Origin of the sequence: Chenggangzhangella methanolivorans, assembly GCF_019797865.1 — a bacterium.
In the GTDB taxonomy this organism is placed as follows: Bacteria; Pseudomonadota; Alphaproteobacteria; order Rhizobiales; family Methylopilaceae; genus Methylopila; species Methylopila methanolivorans.
The window spans coordinates 2800462-2813870 of the sequence record NZ_CP081869.1 but is presented as its reverse complement, the minus strand read 5'-3'; the positions used below and the strand labels follow the sequence as shown (position 1 = coordinate 2813870).

At 63.5% G+C, this 13409-nt stretch carries 9 protein-coding genes; 8 read left to right on the top strand and 1 reads right to left on the bottom strand.

The genetic code is table 11. From position 1 onward, the window contains the following. Positions 1–21 precede the first annotated feature (21 nt). Positions 22–762 (bottom strand): putative quinol monooxygenase, encoded by a 741-nt coding sequence (locus K6K41_RS14740; RefSeq protein ID WP_261401160.1) that lies wholly within the window; start codon positions 760–762, stop codon positions 22–24. Between the two features lie 130 nt (positions 763–892). Here K6K41_RS14740 and K6K41_RS14735 point away from each other — a divergent pair, with 130 nt between their 5' ends. From K6K41_RS14735 to K6K41_RS14705, 8 genes are all read left to right on the top strand, one after another. Beyond that, positions 893–1270 carry a type 2 periplasmic-binding domain-containing protein gene (locus tag K6K41_RS14735; protein WP_261401159.1) on the top strand — a complete coding sequence of 126 codons (378 nt, stop codon included), beginning with the start codon at positions 893–895 and terminating at the stop codon, positions 1268–1270. A gap of 326 nt (positions 1271–1596) precedes the next feature. Beyond that, a complete protein-coding gene (locus tag K6K41_RS30470) occupies positions 1597–2061 on the top strand; it encodes a DUF4365 domain-containing protein (protein ID WP_428978524.1) in 465 nt (154 codons plus the stop codon). Between the two features lie 300 nt (positions 2062–2361). Beyond that, a complete protein-coding gene (locus K6K41_RS14730; protein WP_261401158.1) occupies positions 2362–3192 on the top strand; it encodes a hypothetical protein in 831 nt (276 codons plus the stop codon). A 163-nt stretch (positions 3193–3355) separates the two neighbouring features. Then, positions 3356–3877 (top strand): recombinase family protein, encoded by a 522-nt coding sequence (locus K6K41_RS14725; RefSeq protein ID WP_261401157.1) that lies wholly within the window; start codon positions 3356–3358, stop codon positions 3875–3877. 1105 nt (positions 3878–4982) lie between these two features. Next, positions 4983–5447, top strand: coding sequence for a recombinase family protein (locus K6K41_RS14720; RefSeq protein WP_261405741.1), 465 nt, complete (start codon positions 4983–4985; stop codon positions 5445–5447). Between the two features lie 3192 nt (positions 5448–8639). Further along, entirely contained in the window at positions 8640–10202 is a 1563-nt protein-coding gene (locus K6K41_RS14715) for a hypothetical protein (RefSeq protein WP_261401156.1), read from the top strand. 946 nt (positions 10203–11148) lie between these two features. Further along, positions 11149–12303, top strand: coding sequence for a hypothetical protein (locus K6K41_RS14710; RefSeq protein ID WP_261401155.1), 1155 nt, complete (start codon positions 11149–11151; stop codon positions 12301–12303). Between the two features lie 518 nt (positions 12304–12821). Then, positions 12822–13283, top strand: coding sequence for a hypothetical protein (locus tag K6K41_RS14705; RefSeq protein ID WP_261401154.1), 462 nt, complete (start codon positions 12822–12824; stop codon positions 13281–13283). Positions 13284–13409 lie beyond the last annotated feature (126 nt).

The following is a 13409-nucleotide window of genomic DNA, read 5'->3' as shown; positions in this document are numbered from 1 at the left end:
GTCTCCATTCGCGCCGGGGCTTCAGCTGTCCGCGACCGAGATTTCCTTGAGCAGGACGCGGCCTTCCATCGCCGGCCGGGACAGCGTCGCGGGCACGATCCCGTCGAGCTTCTTGGAATAGTCCTGCCCGAGATGGGCCTCGTGCGAGGCGACGTCCGTCCAACGCTCGAACAGGACGAAGACGTTCCTGGCGCGCATGTCTTCGTGCAGATCGAAGGCCAGGTTGCCGGGCGCGGCGCGCGCCTGGGGCATGACCTCTGCGAAGGCCTTCAGAAAGGTCTCGCGCTCTTGCGGCTTCACATGCGGCACGACCGCGACGTTGCGGCTCGAGCCGGGGTTCGCGACGGGCTTGGGCGCGGCGCCCCGGAGCGGCGCGGTCTCGGTGAGGAAACGCTCGGTCGGCGCGCCCGCCGCCGCGGTCCCGGCCTTGGCCACGACCGCTTTCAGATGCGGCAGCGTCATATGGGTCTCGAACGCGGCGCGGTCCTTCCAGCGCTCGAACAGATAGATGGCGTCGCCGCCGGCTTCCGACTGGAAGGCGTCGAACGAGACGTTGCCGGGCTCCTTGCGGGAGCCGCGGACGTTCTCCTTCATCACCGCCAGGAACCCGTCCATCTCCTGCGGCTTCACCGGGATCGCGGCGAAGATCTGCATTTCGCCGGTCGTCGTCGTCGGCGCGTCCGCGCGCGCCGGGGCGCCGAACTGGATTACGATCGTCGCCGCCAGCGCCGCGCCAGCAAGAAATGCCCGTCTTGTCCGCATGTCCGCTCTCCATGTCGTTACCGCGGCTCGGAAAAATGGCCGCGGCCGGTCCCGCGACCGACGACCTAGGCCTTCGGGTTTCACGGATAAGTCGGCTGATTGCGAAGAGACCTTTCGGCATTCTCGAAAGATGGACCGTTTCGAGCCGTTGCGCCTGTTCGTGGCCGGCGCCGATCACGGAGGCTTGTCCACGGCCGCCCGCCCCGAGGGCGTCGCGCCCTCGACGACGTCGCTCGCGCTGGGGTTCCGCGAGGGCGCGCGGACCTTTTCGGTGCGGGTCTCGGGCGACCGCATGGCGAACGACGGCGGGACGCTGCGCGGCTGGGCGACCGCCGGCGCGGGCCCGGTCCTGACGTCGAGTTGCGACATCGAGGACGATCTCGCGACCGGACGGCTGGGGACGGCGCTTGAGCCCCACCCGGATCCCGGCGCTGGTCGAGGTCCTCGCGGCGCGGTTTTCCGCCGACGCGCCGGACTGACCGGCGCACGCGTCACAAATCGAGGCTAAGCGATTGCTGAAGAATTGGCGGGCCCGAAAGGATACGCACAGGACGCACCTTGGGACTGCCTTAAGCCATTGTGATCGAACAGCTAACCGGCCGATCGCGATTAGCTAGGTGTAGCGGCTCCGTGTAGCAACGCAAGCGCCGAAATTTTGGGGTCACACGTTTGAGCCCCCTCACTACGTGGAGCGGCTGCGAGTTTCCCCCCGTACCCCCTAGGGTCGTTAAAGTTTTCCTGCCACTTTGCAGCGATCTCAAGGTTGCATCTCGCCGGGGCCTGTCTTGCTGACCCTACAACACATCCAAGAACGCTTGTCGCTCGCATGTGTACATGCCATTGCCGGCCGAGCCGGTGTGGATGTCGCCCATAGCATTCATGACTACGGCGTTGATGGAACGTTTCAGCCCCTTAATCGCGCCTCACGGAAAGGCCATACCTTCAGGTTTCCCCATCGATTTTCAGCTGAAGGCCTCAGTGACATGGAAGGTCACAGCAAGTCACATTAGATACAAGTTATCTTCAAAGAACTTTAACGATCTCGGAGCCCGCGATACGGAAGCAAACCCTATTTACCTGATTCTTATGTGCCTGCCGAAACCGGAGGAGCATTGGCTGAATGTATCCACTTCTCATCTACTTATGCGAAACTGTTGTTATTGGTATCATGTACCCTGCGGCTCGGCGACTACCAACACGTCGAATGTAACCATTGAAATACCTCGTACAAATCTGTTTGACGTCGGAAGTTTGAAAGCTCTGCTTACCGCTGCGCGAACCCGTTGCGGAGTCGTGTAATGGAACGGACATCAATCAAGCCGACACTCAACCGCTTAAAGTCTTATTTGACTAGAAGCGGCTGGAGGCGCGTGCAGCTCGCCGTCCCCGGCCTAGAGCTTTTCGTACAAAAGCACGGAGAGGAGTATTTGAGATTGTTTTACCCGCTTCCACGGCCGGTCCGATGAGGCTCTCAAAATAGACCTTGCTCTTAAAACGCTGTCGGGACTGGAAGACGGAACAGAAAGCCAAATTGCGGAGAGGATTGCTTCATATAGTCGAGACTTATTCAGAGCGCGCCTTCCTGACGAGGCAGTCTTTATGGACAGCATCAGGCTGAAGGTAGCGGAGAGCTTTCTGCGTCGGATGCGCCAATTTTTGGAAGCCGCGGGAACGGCGGAAGAAACGTCACTCGCCTATGTTCGCGGACCCTCCCCCTTGGGAGCCGCTTATGCAGCTGACTGTAGGTTCGGCCATACGTTTGTTGGGAGCTTTGGCTTCAGCATTCAGTCGAGCGTTGGTCCGAACAGTGGATATTTTGATAACGAAGTCGATCCAGCGCGACCATTCTCTAGAAGAGTTTTTGAACGCGTGGCTCGTGGTATGGGTCACATAGCTAAGGCTTGGGATGTGAGAGAGCCCCGCCTGCTTGTTGAACATTACAAAGATGGTTTTAACTCTAATATGCTAGAGAACTTCTCAATTTTATTGGCAACAGGCGGAGTGAAGCGCTTAGAGATTGACATCGACTTCTCGCCAGAATGGAAGACGCCGCCTGATATTGCGAGGACTTTGTCAATTGGCATCGACACGGCAGCCGCGCACATGATGCAGGAGGCCGCCGCATATCTCAGAGCGAATGAGCCGCCTCCGCTGCTGCGCCTAACTGGGACAGTCTCTCGCCTTGAGACATCTGACCGGCCTCCTACCCTGCTAGAGCGAGATGGATTTGGAGAAATCTATATTGAGTGGTTATTCCGGGGAAGCAGAAGGGTACGAACACGCGTTAGACTGCCCATAGCGGAATATTATGATGCCTTAAGAGCACATAGCGAGGGACTGCGAGTATCCGTGGCAGGATACATGGATATTAATGGGGGCAACATGAGTGAACTAGGAAGCCCCTTCGACTTTGAAGTTTTGGATGATTAGATATTGGCGTAGCCCGTCAGGGTATACCCCAGCGAGACGGCGGACTGAGACATCTTGAGCGTCTCAATAGGGTGGAATTGACACCTATGAGACATTCTGCCATCGTGGTCTAGACCCATATGAGACACGAGGCCGCCGCCATGACCACTTCGGATACGCTCGGGTGAGCACGATCGATCAAGACCCCACTCTCCAGGTGGCGGCCCTCAAGGCGGCCGGCTGCGACGTGATCCGCGAGGAGAAGAAGAGTGGGACCACGCGGGACGCCCGCACCGAGTTGGCCACCCTCCTCCAGTTTACCCGCCCCGGCGACGTCCTCATGGTGACCCGCGTGGACCGCCTCGCGCGATCGATCGGCGATCTTCAGGACATCGTGCGCGAGCTGAAGGCTAAGGGGGTCTCCCTCAAGGCGACTGAGCAGCCGATCGACACGAGCACCGCAGCGGGCAAGGCCTTTCTGGACATGCTCGGGGTGTTCGCAGAGTTCGAGACGAACCTCCGCAAGGAACGTCAGATGGAAGGGATCGCGGCGGCAAAGGCGCGGGGCGTCTACAAAGGGCGGGCCCCGTCGATTGATCCAAGAGCCGTCGCTGAGCTGAAGGAGCAGGGTCTCGGGCCCAGCGAGATTGCGAAGCGGCTCGGGATCGGTCGGGCGAGCGTCTATCGAGCTTTGGGTGCGGGCTGAAGGACGCCACCGCTGACGGTGGCAGGCGGGGGCCGACGATGAAGGCGTGGCAACTGATCGGAGCGGCCTGTAGCGCTCTCGCGCTCGGCGCATGCGATGCTGCCCCGAGGGCTGACTGTGAGGAGAAACCGAAGGGCCGCGTGACGATCCAAGAGACGTCACCCCGGTTCGCCGCGGCGGCCCGCTTGGAGGCCGTTCTTCGGGTGCGGAACAACACCGATCGCCATCTTGCTGAGGTGCGCTTCGAGTGCGCCTGCGGGAACGGCAAGAAAGGCTTCGCTAAACTCGGTGGCGGCGCGATGCAGAACCTCAAGGCGCACGAGTTGGGGACGGCTCTTGTGGCCTGTGAGGGGGTCCCGCCGGGCCCCAAGCCGGAGATGAGCTGCATTGCGCCGAAGATCGTGGAGTGTCCCGCTGTGAGAGCACGTTAGGGCGGCGCGGCTGAATGCTTAAGGCTGCGGATGACGCGCTCGCTGAGCTCGACGCAACCACTTCCGGCGCAAATCCAAATGTCGCCCGTCCAACGATCGCGCTTCAGGTAACGTGCATCGGAGGTCCCAAGAGCCTGCACGTCATAAACTGGGCGAGAGCTAGGCCGCATAGCGCGGTCACTAAGAGTATCCCAAACGCCAGTGACGCCAGTTCGCTCGTGCTCATCTCGTTCACGCTGCCCTACCAGACGACTTAGAACCTGCCACATGCTTTCGTAGAGGACATCATCGGGGTTCTACGTAGAGGGAACGCAGTCGCGGCCATTCTCAAACTGCCTAACCCTTGTTACGCTGTCTGTGATGGGAGCCATTTGGTTCGCTTTCGCTCATTGTTCCGAGGCTCGAACCATGTCGTTTCGCAATGGAGCCTCCGGCCCGCATCACGGACCGCCGCCGCGATCTCAAACAGCTTGGGCCGTTGTCGGTCCTTGGTACGTTTCGTACCTCCGGGCTTCGACCGTTCGGCAAGGCGCGTCGGGGCTGTGTCTCAAAGCCCAGCGCGATGCCGTTTCAGAGTATATTCGCAGCAAGGGTGGATACGGGGCTAAGCTTCTGCATGAATACGTTGAAGTAGAAGCGGAAGACGGGACGATCGTCCTCAACTCAAGGTCGCGCTGCGACTTGCGCAGCTATCAGGAGCCACCCTCGTCATTGCAAACCTAGGCCGACTGAGCCGTAATTCTGCTTTCCTTCTGACGCTCAGAGACGGCGGCGCGAAATTTGTAGCGGCCGATCTACCAGACGTTTGCGACCTGACGATAGGGCTTTTGGCCACTGTCGCGCAGCACGAACGCGAAATGATCTCGAAGCGGATCAGGGAAGCGTTGGAGACAAAGAGGGCGGCCTTGGCGGCGGAAGCGGCTGCGAAACGGGCGCGGGGGGAAGACGCAGTCCGAGAGCTTGAAGACGGCTCCTCCCAGCCCCTCAGGCTCGGCAATCCCAACGGCGCACGCTGTCTTGCAGGGCCTCGGGAACAGCGCGGCGGTCGCCGGCAAGAAGGCCAAAGCCGCTTATCGGGCAGAGAGCCTTCGGGATGTACTGGCAGACCTCGATCCTCAGGGTTCAATGTCGGCTCGTAGCCTGGCTACAGCGCTCAACGCGAGGGGTTTTCTGACGCCGCGTTATGGCAAGAGAGAGCGCAACGGCGGCAAGTCGTGGACGGCGCAAAGTGTAATCCGGTTGCGACAACGTTTAGTTACGCCATGAAAGGCCGCGGACAGGCTGATTAGGTGGGTTAAGTCCATACAGCGTCCAGCGCCGTCAACAGCCTAAGGTCTTGAAGCGTGGGAGAGCCAAAGATGGAAAGCGTTCAGCCTGCTATCCGTAAGCGGTTTGATCCGCGATGGCTCATCGGGGTGGCGTTCGTTCCGGTGTTCTTCACTGGGTGGCTGTGCTTGTTGCTCGGAGCCGCTTGGGTCTATGACCACACCCTCGGGGCCGTGCTCAGTTCATCGTCGACAAGACAGCACGACGCTAAGGTTTGGAGTGGCTGTTCCGGCGAGATAGACCCTGAGGCCTGCATGGGGCGGGCCCGCCTATTTGAGTGAGGCGTGGGGGTTGCGGGCGGTCCATGCCAAGGGCGGCGGCGCGAAGGTTTTTGCCAGGGAAGCCGGTTTGTCGAGCGCGATGGCCCTAGCCTCTGTATGACTCACAGAAGCCCATGAGCGACCGTTTCTTGGCGATCCTACTATCCCCCGCCGGAAACACGGGATGGGCGCTACCGATCCCTTCAGAGTCCGCCCAAGACCGCCTGATGGCTGAGCTTGAGATCCTCTTCGGGGATACGCTTGAGGAAACGGGGAGAGGCTCCGGTCTAACCCCCGATCATCGCCCGGTCTCTCTAAGGCCTGCCCGGAGGTAGGCCACCCGGAGGGGTATAGGGTAGGGCGTTAATCCTCCAAGGAAATCAATGTGTTAATTCCATAGGGCGGGGCCTGAGGGTTCCGCTCTATGTGTTTTCTCCCTGCGGAGGGGGCCCTAGCTAACTGCTTGATAACGCTGGGAAACAACTCGTGCCGTATATGAGGACACAGGGGGGCAACATTGCGTGTCCCTAACCCATTGTTATCGTTGGGGAACAATACGCACCGTATATGAGGACACAGGGCCCAAACCCGTGTGTATACCTTAGTGTCCTAGACCCCTGATAATCGGTGGATAGGGGGACACCTAACGCTCTGAAATCATTGGGGAACAACTCCCGGCCTATATGAGGACGCGAGGGGGCAACTGGATGTCTCTAACCCATTGCTATCGTTGGAGAACAACTCCCCTACTATATGAATAGACACCGAGCCCCCCTTGGAGTGTCCCTAAGCCATAGCTCTCACCGCCGCCCTTAACTCAAGGTGTCCCCCTAAGCACCTCGGGTGCACCTCAGGCCCTCCCCCGAGCGACCACACTGTTAGACCCCAAGTCGGTCACTCTGAGCACAGGGGATCGGGGGTCTCTCCTCCTACGCCCAACACTTCGAGGCCACCCCTCAAGGGCCATAGGGGAGGCAGTGAGAGACGACATGCTCTTGTCGTCGACCGCTCCGACTTGGACACCCAAAGCCCCACCTTACGCACTCCATCAAGACCACACCCCTAGTCCTGCTAAGGCCCCAAGGATCGCCCCCGCGTTAGGAATGGAGATAGCAGCCACACAGGGGTCGCCATCAGGTAGGCCTCGGGGTGGGGGGAGTGGCGGCAGGGCTAAGGCAGGGGGTCGAAGGCGGAAAGGCGACCACGTGGGCGACCTTCACAAGGTGGCCTGAGTCCCGCTCCGCGGTCGAAGCATGAGACACCCCAAGCACGGACACCCTGAGCCACTACGACGGCGGGCTAGGGCAATGGGATGGCCTGCGGGATGGGGGAGCGCACAAGGCCACCTATGACCTACCCGATGTCCTCCACGGAGACGGCTGGAGGTCTGGGGCCGGGCAAGCGCTCTGGCGGGTTGTCGTTAAGCCGGACGTTTTGAGCCGTCGCGGGCCTGCTTCGTTTCGTCTGTTTCTGGGAGAAGCGAACCGGGGGCGGCCTCAATCTGACTGTTTTCGAGCCGAGAAGCCGCCCCCGCCCAGCACTGTGGGGTGCGTGAGAATGCTGGCGCGGCGAGAGTCCGCCGTCAAGTCTGGGCGCTCTACGCAGAAACCCGTACGCCCTAAGCCGTTGACGTTCTTGGGGGAACAACTCCCGGCCTTATGAGGCAGGGCGTCGGGCGTCCCCAAGTCGAAGCGCTTTGAGGCGGCCAACTTTCAGCGATGGCGCGAGGCTTAAGCCTGCGCTTCGCGAGACCGCTTGACGGCCACCGCTAATTTTGATGTGCTTTAAAGTTGAATGGCCGCGCTCATAAGAACTGAGCGGGCTTTATTTCGTGCGCGCAAATGATGGACACCCGTGCGCCACCTCGATGGCTTCATCAGGACCCCTAGGACTAGGGAGGCCACACCTGACACCTCAGGTGATACATGGGGCCACGCCTGTGGTCAAGCACATGGGGTGGGTTCGTCCTGCACCAACCCCCACGGTGAAGTTCATCGTGTAGGACATGGGGTGGGTATACATGGGGCCGCGGCGGAGGGTGCGCTCAATACCCACACCGCCCGGGACCAAGGGGTTAGGCCTCGGGGTAAGGCCCAGCACCCCCTCACAGCGGGCCAGTTTGGGCAGCACCAGACACCCACAGATGCATCGGCCCCGAGCGGACCACCCACCACAAGAGACACGACGCAGCGGGCGACCGGACCGCAGCGACCACGTGCGCCCACTCCGGTCTTCGAGAGGGGGACACCCCATGACTGACAGCGAAACGATGGCCGCCGCGGAGGGCAAGGAGCCCAGCGCACACGGAACGGGGACAGAGGCAGCGCCGCGAAGGTTCGACTTCAAGTCGACCATACGCACACACGACGAATTGCCCCCCGAGGCGTGCAGCCTGCGAGTTCGCGCCCTGAGGGTTCGCCTCACCGATCGGGGGCAAGCCCGATGACCGAGAGAAACCTTAAGTCCGCTCAACCCGGCTCCGCGCCGTCTGCCATGAACGAGAACGAGCTTGAGGCCTACCTCTATGGGGCTGGCCAAGGGCAGGCTCCCGCCGCCCCCGGGCCCATCCCAAAAGCCGCACCAACGTCGCGCCTAGCTATGACTGCGGAGGAGATTGAGGCCCTACTGTCCACACCTGAGGTCGGAGGGCCGGCGGTCTCTCCCACGAAGGCCACCCCACAAGGGACCTCAGCGCCAACCCCTGAGGTGGAGGGACCGCCGGCCCCTGCCTATGGCGAGCCTGCGGTGGCTGACCCGGTGAAAGACCCGGCCGCATGGCAAAGGGAGGCCACTGAGAGGGCGAAGCAGGCCGGCAAGGAGCCGGGGCTCCGAGACGGGTCCTTCGGTATCAACCCCGAGGCCCCCATCGTGGGTGCGCTCCAGGCCGTGTTTCAGACTCGGGACTTCCTGTTTGGGGCCACCCCCAAGGCGGAACAGTCCAGCCTGCGCAGAGGGGTGGACGACTGGACCGAGCACGCGCCCGGATTGGAAAAGGCCGCCGCGAGCCTCTCGCAGTTCGGCGTGGGGATGCTCGGGGCGGGCAAGCTGGCCGCCACAGGGAAGGTCCTGCCGTGGTTCGGCAAGCTCAACGTTGCGGGCAAGGGCGCGAAGGTCGCCGCTGAGACGGCTAAGGCCGCCGCGGTGGGGGCTGTCGCCTTCGACCCCTATGAGGATCGCCTCTCAAACATGGTCCAAGGGACGGCGCTGGCGAACCCCGTGACGGGCTTCCTCGCGGCGGACCCCAGCGATAGCCGCGCAGTCGGCCGCATGAAGGCCGCCCTTGAGTCCATCGGTCTAGACGCGGCGCTCATCGGGACCTTTGTCGGCGGCGTCCAGGTCTGGAAGCACCTCAAGGCGGGAGACACCGAGGCCGCCGCTAAGTGGACGGCTCGGCTCGACAAGGAGCAGCAAGGGCCCGAGGCCGTAGACCTCACGCAGGACGCTCCGCGGAGCCCCGAGGCAGCGGAGACCATCGCGGCCGACGTCCAGCCTCAGCATATGACAGGGGGCCCCGAGGCCGCGCCCACCGTCAGCGCTCCCGAGGGCCGGGAGGTGCAGGTCTCCGGGGAGCAGGTCGACGCCGCGACGCCTCAGGTGACACCGCCGCAAAGAGACATCCTCGATGTCCGCACCAAGACCCCCGAGGGCTCCGCGGTGGATGGCGTCGACACGCCCGAGCAAGGGGTGGCGCAAGCAGGCGTGGGGCTTCCCGCTCCCGCCTATAAGGCCCCCTCGCTGGACGGCTTCAATGCGGAGAGGCTCCTCACTAAGCTCAAGGCCGACACTGACGCCATAGAGACCGCGGGGTCTTTCACGGACGCGGTGGCGGCGGGCCACAACTTCGCGAAGGGCGAACAGCTCCCCATGCAGTGGCTCTCGGAGGGGAGCCCCGAGCGGGACCTCTTCGTCCGGCGCTCGGTGGAAGCCGTCAACGCCCGCATCCAGAAGCAGCGGGGCGGCAAGGGGGTCAACGCCAACGATTGGGCCGTCCAGACGGACGGGGAGTTGCTCCGCACGGTGGGGCAGTTCGCCCGCGCCTATAACGAAAGCCCCGACGCCATCCTGGGAGCGCTTCAGCAAGCGGCCCGCACGGCGGTGGGCCTCCCGGCTCAGCTCGAAGTCGGCATCATGCTGACCAATAAGCTGAAGCTCGAAGCCGACCGCATGGCCTCGCGCATTCAGCTCGGGGACCTCACCCCATGGGGAGGCGATCGGGCTAAGGCCCTCGGGAGTTCAACCTCCTCGTCGGGGCCTACCGGCAGACGTTGGGCGACACCCTCGCCATCCGGGCGGCCGGCGGCAGGGTGACACGCAGAGGCGGCGGCTATTTGGACCGCCCGACGCCACGCTCAACGACCTCAGCGGCGGGGAACTGCTGCTGGACCTCTGGACCAAGGCGTCCCACGACCCCGCGACCCTTCGTAAGGTCATCTCCCCCACGGTGCGGGGGAGCGGGCGCAGGACTACGCGAAGTACGTCCTCGTCAACAACCTCGTGTCCGGCCCCAAGACGCAGATCATCAACATCTTGTCGAACGGCGGGATGATGCTCCTGCGGCCCGCGGAGAAGATCATCGGGGCCACCTCGCAGCGAGCATTCGCGGCGGCCACCGGCAACGCTGAGTTGGCGGGCAGCGCAAACCGTCAGTACCGCCAAGCCCTGCGGGCCTACGGCTTCTATGCGACGAACCTCGCGGACGCTTGGTCGATGGCCTCGAAGGCGTTCCTCAAGAACGACAGCATCCTCAATCCGCACCGCACGGAGGCTTTCCTCCAGAACGTCCGCGCGGGCGGCAATGTGCAGTGGAAGCCCGCCGACGACATCACGGGCGTGCTGCACAACGCGATGTACGCGGCGCATCTCGCCATCGGGTTGCCGACCCGGGGCCTCGGCTTCGTGGATGAGCTGGTGAAGCAGACTGTTTATCGGTCGAGCCTCGCTAGCCGCGCGGTAGTCCGGGCGATGGACGACGGGATGGCGCGGGGTCTCTCGGGCGACGCCCTGCGGGAGTTCGTGCGGCAGGACATCGACAGCACGCTTAAGGCCGGCTTCGACGAGTTCGGCCAAGGCTGGACCCGAGGCGCTGCGCGAAGCCCAGATCGCGACGTTCTCGCAAGACCTACAGCCCGGTACGCTCGGCAAGCACGTGCAGGCGCTCGCTCAGAACAACTGGGCGGTCGGGATGCTGCTCCCCTTCGTGAAGACCCCCACCAACGCCCTGCGCTACGGGTGGAAGCTCTCGCCGGGGCTCAACATGCTCCAGACGGAGTTCCGCCAAGCCATCACCGGCAAGGCGGGCCCGGAGCTTCAGGCGGAGGCCATCGGGCAGTTCTCGCTTGGGACGATGGCGATGGGGGTCGCGGCCCTTGCGGCGATCGACGGGCGCATCACCGGCGGGGGTCCGAATGATCCCAAGATGAAGGCCGAACTGATGGCCACCGGGTGGCAGCCCTACAGCTTCGTCCGCCACAACGCGAACGGCTCCCGGACCTACGTCCCGTTCGGAAGGCTGGACCCCGTGGCCATCCCCCTGGGGATCGCCGCAGACATCGTGGACGCCCTCTATGTGCGCCAGCAGACGGGGCAGGACATCGACGTAGAGGCCGCGATCTTCTCGCCGGTCTTGGCCATAACGAAGCAGTTTCGCGAGAAGTCTTACCTCCTCAGCATGTCGCAGGCCCTAGACGCCCTGTTCGACGACGACCCCAAGGGGGAGCGGGCTCAGCGGTTCTTCGGAAGCATGGCGGCCAACATGGTCCCGTACTCCGCGATGATGCGGCAGGCGAACCCTGACGACACGCTGCACGAGGCCCGCGGGGTGGTGGACCGCATCATGGCCACCGTTCCGGGGTGGAGCACGAAGGTCCCCAAGCGGTACGACGCGTGGGGCGACCCGGTGACCGCCTACAGCCGCAATTGGTTCGCGTCGGACGACGACGGCTCCGTGGTGGACCGCGAAGTCCAGCGCCTTCTCGTTGAGACCGGAAGCTCCATCACGCGCGTGGCCCCGAGGCCGCGGGCGGGCGTCGACCTCCGGGACATCACGATGAAGGACGGACGGAACGCCTACGAGGTCTATGCGCAGCTAGGTGGCAGGCCGTCGCCCCGTTCGAAGCCGCTTAAGGAGGTGGCGGCGAAGCTCATCGCCTCGCGTGGCTACAAGCGAGCGCCGGACGGCGACGCGTCGACCAAGGACGAAGCTCTATCTCTTGGTGCGGCTCGTGGCGGACTACCGGGGCAGCGCCTTGGACATCCTGATGAAGGACCCAACGTCCGCGACGCCATCCTCAAGAAGCAACGCGACGTAGCCGCAGCTTATCGCGGAGGGTCCGCCAAGCCGCAGGCCTCGGAGTCATCCGGCGTCATGGGCCTCGTGAATGGGGTCCTAGGAGGCGGCGGCTCGGATTAGCCCCCGTGATCGCCCGACACCCATGGGGACAGCTCCGGGAGGCCTCACGGCTTCCCGGCGGCGTTCTCCAGCGCATTGCCCCCGCTCCTACGAGGGACACGGGGCCACACCTTCGGGTCTCTAGCTCGCCCGCGAGAGGCCTGATCACCGCGCCCGCTCCGATCGCGCCACCTCGAAGCGCCAGCGTCACGCAGCCCACGCCGCCGGCTTCACGGCGGACCGATGGCGCTTGCCTACAGCCCCACCCTTTCTGAGGACATCACGATGTCAGACAACGCAGAGAAGCGAGCCGCCCCGCGGTTCATAACGCCCGAGGCTTATGCCGATTGCCTGGAGTTCATCCGGCAGGCCAAGGCCTACATTGAGAGCCACGAGACTGCTCCTCCGCCGGACCTCTCCCTCCTACTTACGGACGCTCGCCACGGCCCCTTTACGGACATTGGCCTTACGGCGGGCCTCTTAGGCCGCCCACTTGTTCCTTCGGCCTTACCGATCGGAAGGCTACCAGACCTCGCCGGATGGACCCGACGTTCTTCGCCGGGTTCCGCCTCTTAGTCGGCCTCGGGATGGGGGCCGATCTTCACGACAACGGCAAAGGCCAAAGCTACCTCCGCTTGGATATCAGGCCGTATGGGGCGGTCTCCCACGTCTACGCCAGCCGCATCCTCTGGGACGCACAGCCTGGACAGCAGGTGCGGGGCAGCGGCGGGTTCCTCGATCACCGCTACCTGGTCCATGAGGCTTGGGCGGTAAGGGCAGAGACGTCTCTTCGCGAAGAAGGCGTCGGCTTGCAGGCCTCGGGAGCCGGCCGTGAGGAGGCTCTCGCGGCGGCGCTACTGGACTTCAAGCACCACGCTGGGGCCGCCGGCCTTCCGGGAACCGCAGCGGAGTACGTGGCGGCAATCCGATCGGCCTTTGAGATGAGCGACCGCGAGCACGCCCTCAGGTCCCGTCAGTCAGAGCCCGACGCCGCCGAGTAACGAGACCCCAGTTCCCGAGCGGCCGGCGCGGACTATGCGTCGGTCGCGAGGGTGGGGCGCTGGGGAGGGTTCACAGTGGGCGCAGTGAGGCCCTCCCCAGCAAGCCCTTCCGCTTCCTGTCATGAC

Bases quoted from the DNA above. Each gene is read 5' to 3' on its own strand.
- K6K41_RS14740 (WP_261401160.1), bottom strand. From the start codon at position 762: ATGCGGACAAGACGGGCATTTCTTGCTGGCGCGGCGCTGGCGGCGACG.
- K6K41_RS14735 (WP_261401159.1), top strand. From the start codon at position 893: ATGGACCGTTTCGAGCCGTTGCGCCTGTTCGTGGCCGGCGCCGATCAC.
- K6K41_RS30470 (WP_428978524.1), top strand. From the start codon at position 1,597: ATGCCATTGCCGGCCGAGCCGGTGTGGATGTCGCCCATAGCATTCATG.
- K6K41_RS14730 (WP_261401158.1), top strand. From the start codon at position 2,362: ATGGACAGCATCAGGCTGAAGGTAGCGGAGAGCTTTCTGCGTCGGATG.
- K6K41_RS14710 (WP_261401155.1), top strand. From the start codon at position 11,149: ATGCTCCAGACGGAGTTCCGCCAAGCCATCACCGGCAAGGCGGGCCCG.
- K6K41_RS14705 (WP_261401154.1), top strand. From the start codon at position 12,822: ATGGACCCGACGTTCTTCGCCGGGTTCCGCCTCTTAGTCGGCCTCGGG.